Origin of the sequence: Nevskia ramosa DSM 11499 (assembly GCF_000420645.1) — a bacterium.
GTDB lineage: Bacteria > Pseudomonadota > Gammaproteobacteria > Nevskiales > Nevskiaceae > Nevskia > Nevskia ramosa.
Genome location: NZ_ATVI01000008.1, coordinates 75609 through 93572, shown reverse-complemented (window position 1 = coordinate 93572; position 17964 = coordinate 75609). Strand labels below are relative to the sequence as shown.

Here is a 17964-nt window from a genome sequence, read left to right as displayed (position 1 = left end):
TGCTTGCCGCCGTGAACAACCCTCCCGAACCACCATCGGCATGAGTAACGACGATCACCCGAATGCCGCCTCGGCACCGGAAACCCTGGGCGCCGCGGCGCGCCGCGTGCCGGTGCTCGACTGGCTGCTGCTGATCCTGGCGCTGGTGTCGATCGCGCTGCTCAGTTACGAGACCTGGGGCGACGTCACGCCGGAATGGCGCCGCTGGCTGATCCGAGGCGATTACGCGATCTGCGCGATCTTCGCGGTGGAGTTCACCTGGCGCTGGTCGCGCGACGGCTGGACGCGCGGCTATCTGCTGCGCAACTGGTACGAGATCCTCGGCATGATTCCGGTGTCCGAGCCGGCGCTGCGCGGCTTCCGGCTGTTCCGCGTGGTGCGCATCGTCATTTTGCTGTCGCGCTTCGGCATGGCGGCGGATCGGGCGCTCGGCGACGAATTCACCTACCGGCTGGTCAACCGTTTCCGCGACAGCATCATGCGGGCGGTCGGCGGCATGATCACCCTGGCGGTGCTCGCCGAAGTGTCGGACGTGCTGAAGCGTGGCACCTACACCCGCAACGTCGCCCGGGCGCTGGAGGAGAACGATCGCGAGCTGCGGGCGATGATCACGGAGAAGCTCAGCCACAACGCCCGCACCAAGACCCTGAGCCGGCTGCCGTTCTACAACGACATCGTCAATTCGGTAGTCGATGCGGCACTGGAGCTGGCGCACGATGTGCTGAACGATCCGCGCACCGACGAGCTGGTGGCCGACATCCTGCGCGAGAACGTCGACCAGCTGCGTGCCGCCGTCCAGGCCAAGGAAGACGCCAAGCATCAGGCGGTGTCGCCCGTTGCTCAGGAATAGCCGGCCAGCCATGCGGCGCAGGAATATCGTGCGGATTGGCAGCCTTGGACGCCGGCCAGGCACCAAAGACTGCAGGAGAGGCAAAACGCGGTGATCACCAGGCGCAAGCGCCGATTGGCATTGATTGCGGTCGCCGCGGTACTGGCGGGCATCCTGCCGGCCGGGCTAATGCTGGCGATCACCTATCGCCAGGCGACGACGGCCGCCGGCGTTCGTCTCGATCACTACGCCGCCGTGCTCGAGAACCACGCCGACGAAATCTTCGGCACCGCCGAAAACGTGCTGGAAACCATCGGCACGACTATCGATCGCAGCTGCAGCGCGGCCAGCGTCGATACCTTGCGCAAGGCGGTCTACAACTCGCTGTACTTCCGCGAAGCCGCGCTGATCTATCGCAGCGCCGTGCAGTGCACCAGCGTGCGGGTACCGGAAACCTCGATCCTGATCAGCAATGCCGATCTGCTGATCTGGCCGACCGCCGGCATCCATATCGCCGCCCCCGATCTGACTTTGGAAGACGAGGTATCGATCACCGTGCTGCGCGGCATCGACCGGGCGCCCGGCATGGCGGTCAGCCTGATGATGAATCCGCGCCAGTTGCTGGAGCCGGTGCGGGCGGCAATCGTCGAGCAGCAGATCGCGCTGCGTATCGAACGCAACGACGGCATCGTGCTGTCGCGCGCCGGCAGTCTGCTGGTCGGCGATGACGATCCGGCCAGCCTGGTCAGCAGACGCAGTTTCAAGCATTACCCGCTGCGCGCCGTTGTCGCCGGCAACCGCGATGCGCTGCTCGAAGGCTGGTGGGAGAACGCCACGCTGTTCGTGCTGCTCGGCCTCGGCCTGTCGCTGCCGCTGTTCCTGGTGCTGGCCTATGTCGATCGCCGCGAGCGCTCGATGGATGCGCAGCTCAGCGATGCGCTGGAGAATGACGAGCTGCATGTCCACTACCAGCCGATCCACGAGACCGGCAGCCTGCGCACCGTCGGCGCCGAAGCGCTGCTGCGCTGGCAGCATCCGCAGCGCGGCATGATCCTGCCCAGCGTGTTCGTGCCGCTGGCCGAAGCCAGCGGCCTGATCAATCCGCTGACTGACTGGCTGATGAAAAGAGTCGCCGCCGACCTCGACGGCCCGCTCGCCGATCACCCCGATTTCTACGTCGCGCTGAATCTGAGCCCCGCGCACTTCAGCGATGCCGAACTGCCGGAACGGGTGCGCAGCATCTTCGGCAAGGCCTGCCGCGCGGGGCGCGTCGTGTTCGAGGTCACCGAACGGGAAATGCTTTCGTCGTCCGACGATCTCGCCCGCACCGTCATCGACACCTTGCGCAGCGACGGCGCCCGGATCGCGCTCGACGACTTCGGCACCGGCTATTCCTCGCTGCGCTATCTCACCCAGTTCCCGTTCGATCTGCTCAAGATCGACAAGAGCTTCATCGACGCCATCGGCACCGAATCGATCACCGCCGGGCTGGTCGACGACATGGTGGCGATGGCGCGCCGTCTCGGGCTGGCGACGGTCGCCGAAGGGGTGGAGACCGCTGCCCAGCTCGAGCATCTGCGCAAGATCGGCGTCGAGTACGTGCAGGGCTGGTACCTGTCGCGGGCACTGCCGATGGATGAGTTGAAGGCCTATCTCGCCAGAACCTAGGGCGGACCCGATGACGAGCCTGATCCCTGGCCACGGTGGCCGAACCCGGGAACCTCGCTGCTAGACTCCTGCGCCTGAGTCCAAGCCACGAAAATGCCGCAATGAACCCACCCAAGACTGAGGCAAGCGCCGCCAGCCCGCTCGACACCGCCGGTGCCGTGCGCGACGAAAACGCCTTCGATCCGGCGCTGATCCTGCCGTTCCTGAAATCGCAGATTCCGGACCTCGTCGAGGGCTCGGTCGAGCTGCGCCAGTTTCCCGGTGGCGCCTCGAACCTCACCTATCAGCTGACCATCGGCGGCCGCGAGATGATCCTGCGCCGGCCGCCGGCCGGCACCAAGGCCAGGGGCGCGCACGACATGGGCCGCGAGTTCCGCGTGCTGCAGCGCCTGCATCCGCACTTCAAGTGCCCCAAGCCGCTGGCCTACTGCGAAGACACCGGCCTGATCGGCTCGGATTTCTACGTGATGGAAAAGCTCGCCGGCATCATCCTGCGCCGCGATCTGCCGTCCTCACTCCGCTACAGCCCGGAGCGCGCCCGTCAGCTGTGCCTGAACCTGATCGACACCCAGATCGCGCTGCATGAACTGGATTACGAAGCCGCCGGCCTCGCCGACATGGGCAAGCCGGCCGGTTACGTGGCACGCCAGCTCAGCGGCTGGAGCGAGCGCTGGAACAAGGTGCTGACCGATGACATCCCCAGCTACGACGCGATCATCGCCTGGCTGACCAGCAACCAGCCGGCGGACTCGGCGCGGCCGGGCATCATCCACAACGATTACCGCTACGACAACGTCGTGCTGTCGGCCGACGACCAGCTCAGCGTCATCGGCGTGCTCGACTGGGAAATGGCCACGCTCGGCGATCCATTGCTCGATCTCGGCTCCTCGCTGGCCTACTGGGTGGAAGCCGGCGATCCGCAGGAGATGCAGTCGATCCGCATGCAGCCGTCGAACATCCCCGGCATGCTCAGCCGCGCCGAGATCATCGACCGCTACGCCGAAAAGACCGGCCGTGAAGTGCGCAATGCCGACTGGTACTACGTGTTCGGCCTGTTCCGCCTCGGCGTCATCGCCCAGCAGATCTACTACCGCTACAAGCTCGGCCAGTCGAAGAACCCGAAGTTCGCCGCCTTCGGCCTGTTCGTGACCGTGCTCGCGCAGGTCTGCGAGCGGGTGATCAACCGGGCCAAGGTCTGAAGGCATGCCGCTGCGCGAACCGATCAGCGCCGAAGATGCGGCGCGCCACGAGCGCATCCTCGAACGCCTGCTGAGCGCCGCCACCAGCATGACCGGCATCTGCGTCGGCCTGCTCGGCGCCGTCAACGCCTTCGCGCGATCGCAGAACACCGAAACCTTCGCCGACGACGTGCTGGCGATGAACGCGATGCTGTTCCTGGTCTGCTGCTACCTGATCGTCTGGGGCCTGCGCTCGAACAGCCGGCAGCTGACCGCGAGGCTGCTGCGCATCGTCGAGTACACCTTCCTGGGCGCGATGAGCCTGCTGGTGCTGATCGGTTTCTTTGTCGTCTATTCGGTGTTGTAAGAGGCTGTCATTCCCGCGAAGGCGGGAATCCAGTTTTCTCGTCGAGGAGGGCGAACCGCTGGACAAGGAACCTTGCATTTACATTCTCGCCAGCGGACGCAACGGCACCTTGTATATCGGCGTGACCAGCAACCTGCAGCAACGTCTGTGGCAGCATCGCGATGGCGCGGTTACCGGTTTCAGCACGAAGCACCGAACGCAGAGGCTGGTCTGGTTCGAGCGCTGCGATGACATGCTGGCCGCCATCACGCGTGAGAAGCAGTTGAAGAAGTGGAACCGGATGTGGAAGCTGCGGCTGATCGAGGAGCAGAACCCGGAATGGCGGGATCTGGCCGTCGATATGGGCCTCTTTGCTGATGACGGCGGCACTGGCAGCAAAACTGGATTCCCGCCTGCGCGGGAATGACATTCAAAAAATCAACACGGAATCAACATGGCCACCCAACTATTTGACCTGACCGGCAAGGTCGCACTGATCACCGGCGCCTCGCGCGGCATTGGCGAAGCCACGGCGCGCTTGCTTGCCGAGCAGGGCGCCCATGTGGTGATTTCCAGCCGCAAGCAGGAAGACCTCGACGTGGTGGCTGCCAGCATCATCGCCAACGGCGGCAAGGCCACGGCGATCGCCGCGCATCAGGGCGAATCGGCGGCGCTGAAGGCGCTGATCGGCGAGATCGAAGCGGGCCTGGGCCGGCTCGATATCCTGGTCAACAACGCAGCCACCAATCCCTACTTCGGCCATATCAGCGATACCGAGATGTCGATGGTCGACAAGACCATGCAGGTCAACATCAAGGGTTATTTCGAGCTGGCCGCGCTCGCGTCCAAGCTGATGAAGAAGGGCGGCGGCGGCGCGATCGTCAACATCGCCTCGATCAATGGCGTGAAGCCCGGCATGTATCAGGGCATCTATTCGATCACCAAGGCGGCGGTGATCAACATGACGCAAGCGTTTGCCAAGGAATGCGCGATCTGGAACGTGCGCTGCAATGCCGTGCTGCCGGGCCTGACCGAAACCAAGTTCGCCTCGACCCTGACCAAGAACGAGTCGCTGATGAAAGCGGTGCTGCCGCAGATTCCGCTCGGCCGCGCGGCCCAGCCGAACGAGATCGCCCCGGCGATCCTGTTCCTCGTCTCGCCAGCCTCGAGCTATGTGACCGGCACCACCTTGACCGTCGACGGCGGCCTGATCGGCTGCGGCGGGCTCTGAGCGGAGTCCGCGCGGCAATGGAAATTCCGATCTTCCCGCTCGGCACTGTGCTGTTTCCCGGCGGGCGGTTGCCGCTGCGCATCTTCGAGCCACGCTATGTCGAGATGACCAAGGCCTGCATTCGCGACAAGCAGGTCTTCGGCGTCAGCCTGATCCGCGCCGGCTACGAGGCCGGCACGCCGGCCGTGCCGTCGGACATCGGCTGCACGGCGCGGATCATCGAATGGGAAGAGCCCAGCCCCGGCCAGTTCACGCTGAACACGCAGGGCGAAACCGCTTTCCGGCTGTTGTCTCGCCGGATTCAGGCCGATGGCCTGATCGTTGGCGAAGTCGAATTCATCGAGCCGCCCGATCCCATCGGCATGCCCGAGCGCTACGAAAAGCTGCAGCAGCTGCTGACCGATCTGGTCAAGGAAATCGGCCCCGAGAACTTCACCCGGCCACCGCGCTTCGACGACGCAGCGTGGGTCGGCAGTCGGCTCGCCGAACTGTTGCCGGTGCCGCCGGAACGCAAGCAGAAACTGCTCGAAGAAAACGACCCGCTGTGGATGCTGGCCGAAGTGGAGAACATGCTGCGCGACCTGCGCGAAGATCCCTCCGAGAGCTGATCAAGGATGATTGAGGACTGCCGATGAGCCCTGCCCTGCACCCCGTTGAAACCTCCGTGCGCGGCTGGCTGGAAAGCATCGTCATCGGCCTGAACCTGTGCCCGTTCGCCGGCAAGCCGTTTCGCGAGAACCGCATCCGGGTTTTCGTCAGCGAAGCGAAGACACCGCTGGACCTGCTCACCGATCTGCAGCTGGAACTGACCCGGTTGCACGACACGCCGGTCGAGCAACTGGAAACCACCTTGATCGCCGTGCCGCTGATGCTCGCCGACTTCGCCGATTACAACGATTTCCTCGACGAAGCCGACGCCCTGCTCGATCAGTACGAATGGTCCGGCGATTTCCAGGTCGCCAGCTTCCATCCGGACTATCAGTTCGCCGACACCCTGCCGACCGACGCCAGCAACTACACCAACCGCTCGCCGGTGCCGCTGCTGCACCTGCTGCGCGAAGACAGCGTGGAAACCGCGATCGCCCTGCATCCGGACCCGGATGGCATCCCGGAAACCAACATCGCCAAGATGGAAGCGATGACCTTGAGCGAGCGGCGGGCGTTGTTCGCGTTCCTGGAACCGCGCTGAACCGGGTCTGCCCTGCATCGTCGCCCGCAGCCCTCGCCGGCTATAGTTCGCGACACCGCACGGCCCGCCGGATCGCGGCCTGCGACAACAACGATCCGCCTGCCGCAGCCTCGTTATGAGTGCTGCGGACTCGCCGGACCCAAAGCCAGAGCGCATTGACAGCGCATCAACAAGGAGACTGCCCGTGACCCGTCTTGCACCGATCGAACGCACGCCATCCGCGTACGACTACCAGCTGCTGATCAAGCACCTGCTGACCAGCCCGATCGCGCGGGCCTCGAAGAACGAGATCGTCTATCGGGACAAGGCGCGCTTCAGCTACCCGGCCTTCGTCGAGCGGGTCAACAAGCTGGCCAACGTGCTGAGCTCGCTCGGCGCCAAGCCGGGCCAGACCATCGCGGTGATGGAGTGGGACAGCCACCGCTATCTGGAACTGTATTTCGCGATCCCGATGCTCGGCTGCGTGATGCAGACAGTGAACATCCGCCTCAGCCCGGACCAGATCCTGTACACGCTGAACCACGCCGCTGCCGACATGGTGCTGGTCGCCACCGATTTCGTGCCGGTGCTGGAATCGCTCTCGGACAAGCTGGAAACCGCGAAAACCTTCGTGCTGATTTCCGATGACGGCTCGAAGCCGAACTCGAAACTGCCGTTCGCCGGCGAGTACGAAACCCTGCTCGCGCAGGCCGGCGGCAGCTTCGAATTCCCGGAGTTCGACGAGAACGCACGGATGTCGACGTTCTACACCTCGGGCACCACCGGCTTACCCAAAGGTGTCTACTACAGCCATCGCCAGATGATGCTGCACACGCTCAGCGTGGCCGCGACCTTTGGCACTGCCGCCGTGCAGGGCCGCGTCCATCAGGACGACGTGTACATGGCGATCACACCGATGTTCCATGTCCACGCCTGGGGCATGCCGTACGTCGCGACCATGCTCGGCATCAAGCAGGTCTACGCCGGCCGCTACACGCCGGACATGCTGCTGCAGCTGATCGCCAAGGAAAATGTCACCTACTCGCACTGCGTGCCGACCATCCTGCACATGATCCTCAGCCACCCGATGGCCAAGGAAGTGGACCTGTCGCGCTGGAAGGTGCTGGTCGGCGGCTCGGCCTTGCCGAAGGGCCTGGCCAAGGCCGCGCTCGATCGCGGCATCGACGTGTTCACCGGCTACGGCATGTCTGAAACCGGCCCGCTGCAGATCATCAACCACATCCCCACCGACCAGCTCGGCGGCGACAACGATCACCAGGCGTCCTTGCGCGTGCGCACCGGCCGCCCGGCCCTGCTCTGCGATGTGCGTGCCGTCGATGCCAACGTCAAGCCATTGCCGAACGACGGCAAGTCCACCGGCGAAATCGTCTTCCGCTCGATCTGGACCACCCAGGGCTACTACAAGAACCCGGCTGCCTCGGAGGAACTCTGGCAGGGCGGCTGGATGCACAGCGGAGACATCGGCAGCTTCGGCGACGACGGCGTGCTGGTGATTTCGGATCGCGTCAAGGACGTGATCAAGACCGGCGGCGAATGGGTGTCCTCACTCGACATCGAAAACCTGATCTCCGCCCACCCCTCGGTCAGCGAAGTCGCCGTGATCGGCATCAAGGACGCCAAATGGGGCGAACGCCCGGTGGCGCTGGTCGTACCGAAAGCCGACGCCGTGCAGGACGAAGCCGAAATCAAACGCTACATGATGACCTTCGCCGACAAGGGCGTGATCTCCAAATACGGCGTGCCGGAACGCGTGCTGTTTGTTGAAGCGTTGGACAAGACCAGCGTCGGCAAGCTTGATAAGAAGGTTTTGCGGGTGAAGTACGCGGAGGCGGGTTCGGCTTGAGGCGGACGTAGGACGGGTCGCGGCCCGCCCTACTCGTGCTTCCAGCTGACGTATTTTCCTCCGCTTTGCTCTCGCCAATCTGCAGTTTAAGCAGCGTTGGGTCTCTCATCATCCACAGAGCATGCCTAGGCTAAGCCACAAACAAGACGTCTTGCGGGCGCTCTTCGCGCGCTCGGGAAACCGATGCGCGTTTCCTGGTTGTACGGCGGTTCTAGTCAACGAGAAGAATCAGTTCGTAGCACAGATATGCCACATCAACGCCGCCGAACCTGGCGGTGAGCGCTTTGATGCATGTCAGTCTGACGAAACGCGACGAAGCTATGACAATCTGCTAATTCTCTGTTATCCACATCATGTAGAGACAGACGACGTGGATGCCTTCCCTGCAGAAGTTCTGAGGAGCATGAAGTCGGACCACGAGGCGGACTTCGGGCGGAAGGTCTACAAGATCAACGAAAGCCTTCTGTACAAGATCGCGTCCGAGATGGAGGCTTTTTGGCAGAAGGCAGAGCGGCTCCATCAACAGCACCAGGCAATGTCTGATCTGGCGCTGGAGATCGAAGTCAACGCAATTTACGCGGAGCTTGCGGATGCGGCGCACCTGAGCGTTAAAGACATACTCTCTTTGCGAGACATGCTGATCGGAAATGACGACGCCATGGGCCGCTACATTGCTTCGCTACGTAGTGCTTTATTAAGTGGAGGAGTCGCGCTGATTGACGAACATCCCAAGACTTCTGGACCAAACAACTTTGAATTGCTGAATCTCGGCATTACCAACACTGCGACCAAGCTCTCCGTCCTTCTAGTGCAGATGGAGTTACGTTTTCTCGAAGCACATCTGAAGCTCAATCCGCTGGACGCTGCTTCTCGAAGTCGACTCGATAAGGCCAAAGCAAGGTTCTCGGAACTGGCTGCATCGGCGGGCTACGTCGACTGAGCCATAGCCGGACAAGGGCGGGGAGCCGCAGGCGCGTTCTGCAACGAAATAGACAAAAGGGGCCAGGCTCAACGCCACCCTATCCAGACAAAGCGTCCGACGCTTCCTTACTACCGCCAGCACCCACCAATGCGGGTCCACCCTCATCGACCCCCCGCCCGCTTCGCGCTCAAGCTCCCGAGACCAACCATAACGACGGAGCACGATCATGAATCAGGGCGGATTCGCGGTATTCGGCGGCAGCGGCGGTCTCGGCGAGGTCGTGGCGCGCCAGTTGGCGCAGCGCGGTCCGGTGCAGGTCGGCTACCTGCGCAATCAGGCCAAGGCCGACGCACTGTGTGCGGCGATCAACGCTACCGGCGGACGCGCGCACAGTGCTGCAGTGGATATCCGTGATCCCGCGTCCGTGCAGCAGTTCATCGAGCAGGCGCGCGGCACGCTCGGGCCGCTGGCCGGTGTGGTGTCGGTGACCGGTCCGGCAATTCCATTGCGGCCGTTGGCCGAGGTCGGGCTGGAGGATTTTCGGCGGATTCTCGAAATCGACGTGCTCGGTAGCTTCAACATCCTGAAGGCGGTAGTGCCGGTGCTGAAGGCCGATGGCGGCGGGGCGATCGTGATGTTCGTGACCACCGCCGTGCTGCGGACGCTGGAGAACGACGGCATGTCGTCTACGCCAAAGATGAGCGTTGCCGGACTGGTACGGCTGATGGCGCGCGAGGCCGGGCCGGACAATGTGAGGGTCAATGCCATCGCGCCAGGCGTGATCGACGCGGGCATCGTGCACAGCTCTTTCGAGGTCGATGAAGTGGCCAAAGGCGTGATCGAGTCCTGCCTCGCGCAGACGCCGATGCGGCGCATGGGCCGACCGGAAGAGATTGCTGCGACGGTCGATTTCCTGATGTCGCCGGGCGCGGGGTACATCAGCGGACAGATTCTGGCGGTGGACGGCGGTTACAGCGCCTGAATCGGTCTGGCGTCGGCATCAATGCCTGGCAAGGGCCGAGTCAAGAGGGCTAAGCCCGTGTAGCAACCCTATCTCGTCGGGCGCGAGGGACGAGACAGGATTGCTACATTTCAAATCAGCGCCAACACCATGTCGCAACGATCGATACCCGGTGCAAAGCCTCCGGGCACGATCAGCTTGGTGACAAAGCCGAAGCGCTGATAGAAACCGGCCGCGTGCTGGCTGGTGCTCAGGCGGACTTCGCGCACGGAGCCTTCGCTGCGGATCGCCTGCAGGCGGGCATCAAGCAGCAGCCTTCCCAGCCCTGCGCGGTGCTGCTGGCGGTGGACCATGGCCCAGCACAGATCGGCGGCATCGCCCGCCGTGTTGAGCGCGTAGCCGGCACAGCCCTGCACTTGGCCATCGGCATCCACGGCGACGAAGTAGCGGCCCGGATGCTGATCGAGGAAGGATTCGAAATCCGCCCGCTCGGAGGCATCGAAGTAGACCGGCACATTGCTGTCGAAGGCCGCGAGGCAGGCCGCGCGGTCCTCGGGGCGATAGGGACGGGTGCCAGCAGTTTGTGGGGCTACGGTCATGGCGATGGCTGGACGGGAGACTCAGGCCGCATCGTGCCAGACAACGCCGCTGCGGCGGCGCGCCCAGTCTTCGAAGAACGGCGTGTAGGCGTCCTCGACGGCGTTGCGCTTGATCTTCAGGGTCGGCGTGATGAAGCCGTTCTCGACGGTCCACGAGCCGGGCACGACGACGATGTGGGTCAGGTGCTCGTGCGGGTCCGCCTGTTCGTTGGCAGCGCGCATCGTCTCTTTCAGACTGCCGCTCAGCGCTTCGCGTAGTTCCGGCTTGGCGAAGGCGGCCGTGGCCTCGGGGCTGAGGATGACGATGGCGAACGGCTGCGGGAAGCCGGAGCCGGTGACGCACACCGCTTCGACGCTGCTGTTGGCTTGCAGGCGGCTTTCAATCGGCGCCGGGGCCACGTACTTGCCCTTGCCGGTCTTGAACAGCTCCTTCACACGGCCAGTGATCCGCAGGCGATTCTGGGCGTCGATCTCGCCGCGATCGCCGGTGTGCAGCCAGCCGTCTTCGGTCAGGGCTTCGCGAGTTTTTTCCGGCTCCTTGAAGTAGCCGATCATGTTGCAGTGGGAACGGACCAGGATTTCGCCGCTGTCGGCAATGCGGTGATCGACACCCTCATACGGCACGCCGACATAGCCGGGCCTGCCCTCGCCCGGCTTGCTGCCGTGCGAGACGCCGAAGTTCTCGGACATGCCATAGCCTTCGAGCAATTCCAGGCCGAGCTTGCCGTACCACTCGATCAGGCTGCCCGGCATCGGCGCGGCACCACCGCCGGCAAAGCGCACCGTGTCGAAGCCGAGCTGGGTCAGGATTTTCTTCTTGACCATGCGGCCCAGGAACGGGATGCGGAACAGGCGATCGAGCTTCTGCTTCGGCGCCTTGGCGAACACGCCCTGCTGGAATTTCACCCACAGGCGCGGCACCGAGACGAACAGCGTCGGCCGGGCGCGCTGCAAGTCCTTCAGAAAGGTTTCCTGCGTTTCGGCGAAGAAGATCTGCATGCCGCAGCGGATCGATACCGATTCCACCGTCCAGCGTTCGGCGATGTGCGACAGCGGCAGGTAGGACAGCACGCGGTCGGCGGCGGTGGGGTTGATGCGCTGCTCCATCGTGATCGGCGCGCGGGCCACGGTGGCGAAGCTGTGCATCACGCCTTTCGGCATGCCAGTGGTGCCGGAGGTGTAGATGATCGTTGCCATCTCGTCGGGATCGCGGCGGGTCTCGCCGGTCATCGGCGGATTGCTGGCGATGATGTCGCCCCACTGGCGGTGATCGTCCTGCGGTGACAGCACGCAGCCGAAGCGCTGCACGTTGTCCGGAATGCCCGGCCGCATCGTTGCGTAGTCGTCGAGCTTGCCGACGAAGATCGCCCGCGCTTCGCTGTGCTCGAGGATCTGCCGCACGCTGTGCGCGGTCAGCGTCGGGTACAGCGGCACGCTGACGTAACCGGCCATCCAGATCGCGATGTCGGCCATGATCCAGTGCGCGCAGTTCTTCGACAGGATCGCCACCTTGGCGTCCTTGTCCCAGCCTTGGGTGCGGCCCTGCGCCTGCAACCATTCGGCGATCCGCCGAGATTCGTTGACCGCTTCGCTCCAGGTCCAGGTGCGCACCTGACCGGCGCCCATCGGCTGGGTCAGCCAGGGCTGATCGGCCAGCTCTTTTTCCCAGCGATAGACGCGGGCCAGCGGCATGCTGTCGGGGGCAACGGGGCTCAGGATCTGCGCCATCTTGGGTATGTCCTTGGTGCTGTTACGGTAATCAGCGTTGTTGTAACGCATATTGTTGTGGCGTGATGGTACGCCGAGCCCCTACAGTATTGGTAGTTTTCACAGAAACAGGATGATTACCGTGACCCGTGCCATCAGCCCCAGCATTGCCTCCCCGTTCTACACCGATGAGCACGAAGCCTTCCGGACCCAGGTCCGTCGCTTCGTCGAACGCGAGTGCGTGCCGCATATCGAAACCTGGGAAGCGGCCGGCGAACTGCCGCGCGCGCTGCACGAGAAAGCCGCGGAAGTCGGTCTGCTCGGCATCGGTTTCCCGGAGGCCTACGGCGGCATCGCGGTGCCGGACCTGTTTTATCTGGTCATCGCCGTCGAGGAACTGGCGCGCACCGGCAGCGGCGGCCTGATCGCCAGCCTGCTGTCGCACGGCATCGCCACGCCGCCGCTGGTCCACATGGGCTCGCACGAGCAGAAGGAAAAATTCATGCGTCCGGTGCTCGCCGGCCAGAAGGTCGCCGCACTGGCGATCACCGAGCCGGGCGGTGGTTCAGACGTCGCCAACCTGCGGACCAAGGCGGTACGCGATGGCGATCATTACGTGGTCAACGGCAGCAAGACCTTCATCACCTCCGGCATGCGTGCGGACTATCTGACCGTCGCCGTGCGTACCGGCGGCGACGGCATGGGCGGCGTCTCGCTGCTGGTGATCGAAGCCGGCACGCCGGGCTTCTCGCGCTCGCCCTTGTCGAAGATGGGCTGGTGGTGCTCGGACACCGCCACCTTGTACTTCGAGGATTGCCGGGTGCCGGTCGCCAATCGCATCGGCCCGGAGAACGCAGGTTTCATGGCGATCATGATGAACTTCAACAACGAGCGGATCATGCTCGCCGCGCAGGCCTGGGCCTCGGCACAGGTCGCTTACGAAGATGCGCTGGCCTGGGCTCGCGAACGCCAGACCTTCGGCAAGCCGCTGCTGATTCGGCAGGTGATCCGCCACAAGCTGCTCGACATGAAGATGCGCATCGACGCCGTGAAGGCGCAACTCGACATCCTGTGCTGGCGCATCGCGCAGAAGCAGCTGCCGGTCGCCGATGTCTGCCTGCTGAAGAACCTGGCGACCTCGACGCTCGAATACGTGGCTGGCGAAGCCGTGCAGATTCTCGGTGGCGCCGGCTATCTCAGGGGCGCGAGAGTCGAGCGCATCTTCCGCGAGACCAAGGTGCTGTCGATCGGCGGCGGTGCTTCGGAAGTGATGAAAGATCTGGCAGCGAAGCAGCTGGGCTGGTGATCGGTTTGTATTGGGCAGGCGAGGCAGTGAGACAATCGCGGCATGAACGATCAAGCCTCTGACCCTCTGGCCGCGCTCGCAGCCACCGATTTCATCGATGCCGATCACCCGACGATCCGCGCCTTCGCGGCCGAGGTCATCGGTGATCTGACCGATCCGCGCGAGAAAGCCGTGGCGCTGTATTACGCGGTGCGCGATCGCGTCCGCTATGACCCGTACTCGATCGACCTGTCCGATCACGGCCTGAAAGCCAGCACCACCTTGCAGGCCGGCCGTGGCTGGTGCCAACCGAAAGCGACCCTGCTTGCAGCGGCCTGTCGTGCGGTCGGCGTGCCGGCGCGAGTCGGCTTTGCCGACGTGAAGAATCATCTGTCGACCGAGCGCCTGCGCCAGGTCATGCAGACCGACACCTACTACTGGCATGGCTACACGGCGATCCTGCTCGATGGCCGCTGGGTCAAGGCGACGCCGGCGTTCAATATCGAGCTGTGCCGGAAATTCCAGCTGCAACCGCTGGAGTTCGACGGCCGCGAGGATTCGATCTACCACCCCTTCGATCTGAGCGGCAATCGGCACATGGAGTACGTGAACCTGCGCGGTGATTTCGACGAGGTGCCGATCACCGCGATACGCGAAGACTTCGCGCGCTACTACCCGCGGATGATGGGCCTCGACACGGCGGCGAACTCCGGGGCGGACTTCGACGCCGATGTCGAAGCCGAGATCGCGGCCCAGCCGCGCGGCTGAGTCGCGTCTTCGATCAGGCCGCTGGCGTCATCTTCACCAGCAGCTGCCGCGCTTTGACCTGATCACCCGCAGAGACGCTGACCGCCTCGATGCTGCCGGCGATCGGCGCCGCCAGCTGGAACTCCATCTTCATCGCTTCGAGCACGGCCAAGGTCTGGCCTTTGGCGACGGTCTCGCCCGGCTTCACAAACACCGCGACGATCTTGCCGTCGCTGTGCGCGACGATGCGGCCATCCGAGCCAGCGGCCGAGGTTTCCGCCGGCGCGTAGGTGCGATCGACGAAGGCTTCGGTGACGCCTTCGGCCATCAGCCACAGCGCGTCGCCGGTGCCGCGTGCGTAACGCGCGCTGCCCTGCACGCCGTCGGCTTCATAGCGGAACGCGCCGGGCTGCAAGGCGGAGATCGCCAGCTCGATGCGGGCGCCGGCGACTTCGGCATGGAAGCGTCGGCCCGCATCGGCCAGCACTTCGATGTCCTGATCGACCGTGCCCCAGCGCAGGCGGAAATCGATCGGCGCTTTCTGAGAGGAATGCCAGCCGAGCATCTCCTCGCTCAAGCCATGCTCGGCGGCAAGCTTCTGCGCATCGTCGAGGTACAGCGCAACGGCTGCGAGCAGCCAGACTCTCGCTGAAGGCTGCGCGACAGCGATCCGTTCCTGCGGGAAATGCTGGCCGACGAAGGCGGTGCTGAAGGCACCGGAGGCGAAGGTTTCGGTGGCGAGAATCTCGGCGAGATAATCCTTGTTCGAACGCACGCCGAGCAGCGCGGTATCGCGCACCAGCTTCAACAAGCGCGTGCGTGCGGTTTCGCGATCCTCGCCCCAGGCGATCAGCTTGGCCTGCATCGAGTCGTAGTAAGGCGAGATCGCGCGGCCGGTTTCCAGATAGCTGTCGATGCGCAGGCCATCGCCAGCCGGCGCATCCCAGAGCAGCACCGGGCCGGTCTGCGGCAGATAGTTCTGGCGCGGGTCTTCCGAACACAGGCGCACTTCGATCGCATGGCCATGACCACGAGCAAGAATCTGGTCCTGCGTCATCGGAAGCCGCTCGCCCTGCGCGACCTTCAACTGCCAGGCAACGAGATCGACGCCGTAGACGAGTTCCGTCACCGGGTGCTCGACCTGCAGCCGCGTGTTCATCTCCAGAAAATAGAAACTGCCATCGGCACCGAGCAGGAACTCCACGGTGCCGGCGCCGACGTAGTTCACCGCTTTCGCGGCAGCGACCGCAGCCGCGCCCATGCGCGCGCGCAGCGCGGCATCGACAGCCGGGCTCGGCGCTTCCTCGACCACCTTCTGATTACGGCGCTGGATCGAGCAATCGCGCTCGCCGAGGTGGACGACGTTGCCTTGGCGATCACCGAACACCTGGATCTCGACATGGCGCGCGTCGATCACCGCTTTCTCGATCAGCAGCTGGCCGCTGCCGAACGCGTTCGAGGCTTCCGAGCGTGCCGAGGCAATCGCTTCGGCGAGCTGCGCTGGGTCGTGCACCAGACGCATGCCGCGGCCACCGCCACCGGCTGCGGCCTTGACCATCACCGGCAGACCAGCCTTCTTCGATTCGGCGATCAGGATCGCATCGGTCTGATCGTCACCCTGATAGCCCGGCACGCAGGGCACGCCGGCCGCGAGCATGCGGATCTTCGAGGCGCTCTTGTTGCCCATCGCATCGATCGATGATGGATCGGGGCCGATGAAGATCAGGCCGGCGTCCTGCACGGCGCGCGCGAAGTCCGCGCGCTCGGACAGGAAGCCGTAGCCCGGATGGATCGCTTCGGCGCCGCTGGTCTTCGCTGCGGCGATGATCTGTTCGATGACCAGATAGCTGTCCTTCGCCGGCGCCGGGCCGATGCGCACCGCTTCATCGGCAACGCGAACATGCAGCGCGCCAGCATCGGCATCGCTGTAGACGGCGACCGTGCGATAGCCCTGGGCCTTCGCGCCACGCAATACGCGGACGGCGATCTCGCCGCGATTGGCGACCAGCACTTTGGTGAAACGCTTCATGGCAGTGGTGTTCAAGCAGGCATTCCTTGGCGATCGATTGCCGGGGGGAAAGCCGCGAGCCAGTCGGCGCGGCGGCTTTCGAAATACGCGAGCGGGCCGCAGCTCACGAGGTTTGGATGGGGGAACTGGCGGTCGGCCAGACGCGTGAGCCCGATGTTGCTCAGCACGCGCTGCGAGACCACGTGGTCGAGATCGGTGATCGCGCTGATCACTTCGAGATCTTTGCGCGTGTAGCCGTAAAGCATCAGCGCCAGCGCCATCTCGGTGGCGTAACCCTGGCCCCAATGCGCTCGGGCGATGCGATAGCCGACCTGGATCAGCGGCTCGCCGTGGATGTGGTTCAGGCAGTGCATGCCGATGGTTTCGCCGCTGCGGCGCAGGGACGTCACCCAGATGCCGTAGCCCGGATGCTGATCGTAGTAGGCGGTGATCCGGTGCTCGAACATGGTCTGCGACTGCTCAGGCGTCAGCACGCCACCGAGATAGCGCATCACCGCCGGGTCCGCGTTCATTGCGATCAGCGATGGCAGATCGGCCTGCGTATAGCGGCGCAGCACCAGACGCGCCGTGCTCAGGCCATCGCCGGCATCGGCAGGCAGGTGCACGGCCAGGCTCACGCCGGGTTCGCCCACTTCGGCTTGCGCTTCTGCACGAAGGCGGCCACGCCTTCCGGCGCTTCGCTGCCGCGCACGGCCTCGGCGAATTTCTGCGCCGCGTCGTCGAGCACTACGCTCATCGGCTTGTGGCCGACGTCGAGGAGGATTTCCTTGGTGACGGCATTGGCCATCGGTGCGCAGCTCAGCACCTGCGCCAGGGTCGCCTCGAGCTTCGCCGACAGCTCCGCTTCATCGGCAAAGCCCTCATGCACCAGTCCGAGCCTCAGCGCTTCGGCACCGTCGAACAGTGCACCGGTCAGGCACAACCGACGCGCCTGGGTCAGACCGATGCGCTCGACGACGAAGGGCGCAATCTGCGCCGGCAACAGGCCGCGCACAGTCTCTGGCAAGCCGAACTTGGCGTCGTTCTTGGCAAAGGCGATATCCGAGACGCAGGTCAGACCGACACCACCACCCAGCACCGCGCCTTCGCAGATGACGATGACCACCTGCGGCGCCGCCTGGATCAGTTGCAGCGTTTCGCCGAAGACCCGGGAGTTCAGCGCGATCGGATCGGTTGCACCATCGACGATCGGGCCGATGCCGCTGGCCAGCATTTCCTTCAGGTCACCGCCAGCACAGAAATGGCCACCAGCACCACGCAGCACGATGGCCCGCACGCTGCGGTCGTCGCGCACCGCTTCGAACAGCGCGCGGATCGCCAGGACCATGTCCTGGGTCATCGCATTGCGCGCTTCGGGGCGATTCAAGGTGGCGTACAGCACGCCGCGCTCGAAGCGAGTTGGAAAGTGGGGGTGTTGCGGAATCGTCATC

General features: G+C 64.3%; 18 protein-coding genes. 13 read left to right on the top strand and 5 right to left on the bottom strand.

Annotated elements, in window-relative coordinates:
- Window positions 1-40 precede the first annotated feature (40 nt).
- The 11 genes from G513_RS23100 (at window position 41) to G513_RS0113900 (ending at window position 10188) form a co-directional block, all read left to right on the top strand.
- Window positions 41-850 carry an ion transporter gene (locus tag G513_RS23100; RefSeq protein WP_022977471.1) on the top strand — a complete coding sequence of 270 codons (810 nt, stop codon included), beginning with the start codon at window positions 41-43 and terminating at the stop codon, window positions 848-850.
- Window positions 851-940: 90 nt separating this feature from the next.
- Window positions 941-2497: an EAL domain-containing protein gene (locus tag G513_RS25010; RefSeq protein WP_156891678.1), complete on the top strand. Its 1557-nt coding sequence runs from the start codon at window positions 941-943 to the stop codon at window positions 2495-2497.
- Window positions 2498-2598: 101 nt separating this feature from the next.
- Window positions 2599-3696 carry a phosphotransferase family protein gene (locus tag G513_RS0113940; RefSeq protein WP_022977469.1) on the top strand — a complete coding sequence of 366 codons (1098 nt, stop codon included), beginning with the start codon at window positions 2599-2601 and terminating at the stop codon, window positions 3694-3696.
- 4 nt (window positions 3697-3700) lie between these two features.
- A complete protein-coding gene (locus G513_RS0113935) occupies window positions 3701-4042 on the top strand; it encodes a hypothetical protein (RefSeq protein ID WP_022977468.1) in 342 nt (113 codons plus the stop codon).
- Between the two features lie 109 nt (window positions 4043-4151).
- Entirely contained in the window at window positions 4152-4448 is a 297-nt protein-coding gene (locus G513_RS23090; protein WP_245563122.1) for a GIY-YIG nuclease family protein, read from the top strand.
- Window positions 4449-4475: 27 nt separating this feature from the next.
- Complete coding sequence (locus tag G513_RS0113925; RefSeq protein ID WP_022977466.1) at window positions 4476-5252, top strand: SDR family oxidoreductase; 777 nt, start codon at window positions 4476-4478, stop codon at window positions 5250-5252.
- A 17-nt stretch (window positions 5253-5269) separates the two neighbouring features.
- Window positions 5270-5860 carry an LON peptidase substrate-binding domain-containing protein gene (locus G513_RS0113920; RefSeq protein ID WP_022977465.1) on the top strand — a complete coding sequence of 197 codons (591 nt, stop codon included), beginning with the start codon at window positions 5270-5272 and terminating at the stop codon, window positions 5858-5860.
- A gap of 23 nt (window positions 5861-5883) precedes the next feature.
- Complete coding sequence (locus G513_RS0113915) at window positions 5884-6441, top strand: DUF1415 domain-containing protein (RefSeq protein WP_022977464.1); 558 nt, start codon at window positions 5884-5886, stop codon at window positions 6439-6441.
- A 184-nt stretch (window positions 6442-6625) separates the two neighbouring features.
- A complete protein-coding gene (locus G513_RS0113910) occupies window positions 6626-8284 on the top strand; it encodes a fatty acid--CoA ligase (protein ID WP_022977463.1) in 1659 nt (552 codons plus the stop codon).
- Between the two features lie 403 nt (window positions 8285-8687).
- Complete coding sequence (locus tag G513_RS0113905) at window positions 8688-9224, top strand: hypothetical protein (protein WP_022977462.1); 537 nt, start codon at window positions 8688-8690, stop codon at window positions 9222-9224.
- A gap of 208 nt (window positions 9225-9432) precedes the next feature.
- Window positions 9433-10188 carry an SDR family NAD(P)-dependent oxidoreductase gene (locus G513_RS0113900; RefSeq protein ID WP_022977461.1) on the top strand — a complete coding sequence of 252 codons (756 nt, stop codon included), beginning with the start codon at window positions 9433-9435 and terminating at the stop codon, window positions 10186-10188.
- 110 nt (window positions 10189-10298) lie between these two features.
- Here G513_RS0113900 and G513_RS0113895 read toward each other — a convergent pair whose 3' ends face one another.
- Both G513_RS0113895 and G513_RS0113890 read right to left on the bottom strand, forming a co-directional pair.
- Window positions 10299-10766, bottom strand: a complete 468-nt coding sequence (locus G513_RS0113895; protein ID WP_022977460.1) for a GNAT family N-acetyltransferase — start codon at window positions 10764-10766, stop codon at window positions 10299-10301.
- Between the two features lie 21 nt (window positions 10767-10787).
- Window positions 10788-12494, bottom strand: coding sequence for an AMP-binding protein (locus tag G513_RS0113890; RefSeq protein ID WP_051144451.1), 1707 nt, complete (start codon window positions 12492-12494; stop codon window positions 10788-10790).
- Between the two features lie 145 nt (window positions 12495-12639).
- Between G513_RS0113890 and G513_RS0113885 the strand changes: the two genes are divergently transcribed.
- Window positions 12640-13779, top strand: a complete 1140-nt coding sequence (locus G513_RS0113885) for an acyl-CoA dehydrogenase family protein (RefSeq protein WP_028475546.1) — start codon at window positions 12640-12642, stop codon at window positions 13777-13779.
- Window positions 13780-13821: 42 nt separating this feature from the next.
- Entirely contained in the window at window positions 13822-14526 is a 705-nt protein-coding gene (locus G513_RS23085) for a transglutaminase-like domain-containing protein (RefSeq protein ID WP_022977457.1), read from the top strand.
- A 13-nt stretch (window positions 14527-14539) separates the two neighbouring features.
- On the opposite strand, the gene G513_RS0113875 is transcribed toward G513_RS23085, so the two are convergent.
- From G513_RS0113875 to G513_RS0113865, 3 genes are read right to left on the bottom strand one after another with little or no spacing between them, the layout of a single operon-like run.
- Window positions 14540-16534, bottom strand: coding sequence for an acetyl/propionyl/methylcrotonyl-CoA carboxylase subunit alpha (locus G513_RS0113875; protein WP_028475545.1), 1995 nt, complete (start codon window positions 16532-16534; stop codon window positions 14540-14542).
- A gap of 11 nt (window positions 16535-16545) precedes the next feature.
- Window positions 16546-17151: a GNAT family N-acetyltransferase gene (locus tag G513_RS23080; RefSeq protein ID WP_169560653.1), complete on the bottom strand. Its 606-nt coding sequence runs from the start codon at window positions 17149-17151 to the stop codon at window positions 16546-16548.
- Window positions 17148-17963 (bottom strand): enoyl-CoA hydratase/isomerase family protein, encoded by an 816-nt coding sequence (locus tag G513_RS0113865; protein ID WP_051144432.1) that lies wholly within the window; start codon window positions 17961-17963, stop codon window positions 17148-17150. The genes G513_RS23080 and G513_RS0113865 overlap by 4 nt, the downstream gene beginning before the upstream one ends.
- Window position 17964 lies beyond the last annotated feature (1 nt).

Bases quoted from the DNA above. Each gene is read 5' to 3' on its own strand.
- G513_RS23100 (WP_022977471.1), top strand. From the start codon at position 41: ATGAGTAACGACGATCACCCGAATGCCGCCTCGGCACCGGAAACCCTG.
- G513_RS0113940 (WP_022977469.1), top strand. From the start codon at position 2,599: ATGAACCCACCCAAGACTGAGGCAAGCGCCGCCAGCCCGCTCGACACC.
- G513_RS0113935 (WP_022977468.1), top strand. From the start codon at position 3,701: ATGCCGCTGCGCGAACCGATCAGCGCCGAAGATGCGGCGCGCCACGAG.
- G513_RS0113925 (WP_022977466.1), top strand. From the start codon at position 4,476: ATGGCCACCCAACTATTTGACCTGACCGGCAAGGTCGCACTGATCACC.
- G513_RS0113920 (WP_022977465.1), top strand. From the start codon at position 5,270: ATGGAAATTCCGATCTTCCCGCTCGGCACTGTGCTGTTTCCCGGCGGG.
- G513_RS0113915 (WP_022977464.1), top strand. From the start codon at position 5,884: ATGAGCCCTGCCCTGCACCCCGTTGAAACCTCCGTGCGCGGCTGGCTG.
- G513_RS0113905 (WP_022977462.1), top strand. From the start codon at position 8,688: ATGAAGTCGGACCACGAGGCGGACTTCGGGCGGAAGGTCTACAAGATC.
- G513_RS0113900 (WP_022977461.1), top strand. From the start codon at position 9,433: ATGAATCAGGGCGGATTCGCGGTATTCGGCGGCAGCGGCGGTCTCGGC.
- G513_RS0113895 (WP_022977460.1), bottom strand. From the start codon at position 10,766: ATGACCGTAGCCCCACAAACTGCTGGCACCCGTCCCTATCGCCCCGAG.
- G513_RS0113890 (WP_051144451.1), bottom strand. From the start codon at position 12,494: ATGGCGCAGATCCTGAGCCCCGTTGCCCCCGACAGCATGCCGCTGGCC.
- G513_RS23085 (WP_022977457.1), top strand. From the start codon at position 13,822: ATGAACGATCAAGCCTCTGACCCTCTGGCCGCGCTCGCAGCCACCGAT.
- G513_RS0113875 (WP_028475545.1), bottom strand. From the start codon at position 16,534: ATGAAGCGTTTCACCAAAGTGCTGGTCGCCAATCGCGGCGAGATCGCC.
- G513_RS0113865 (WP_051144432.1), bottom strand. From the start codon at position 17,963: ATGACGATTCCGCAACACCCCCACTTTCCAACTCGCTTCGAGCGCGGC.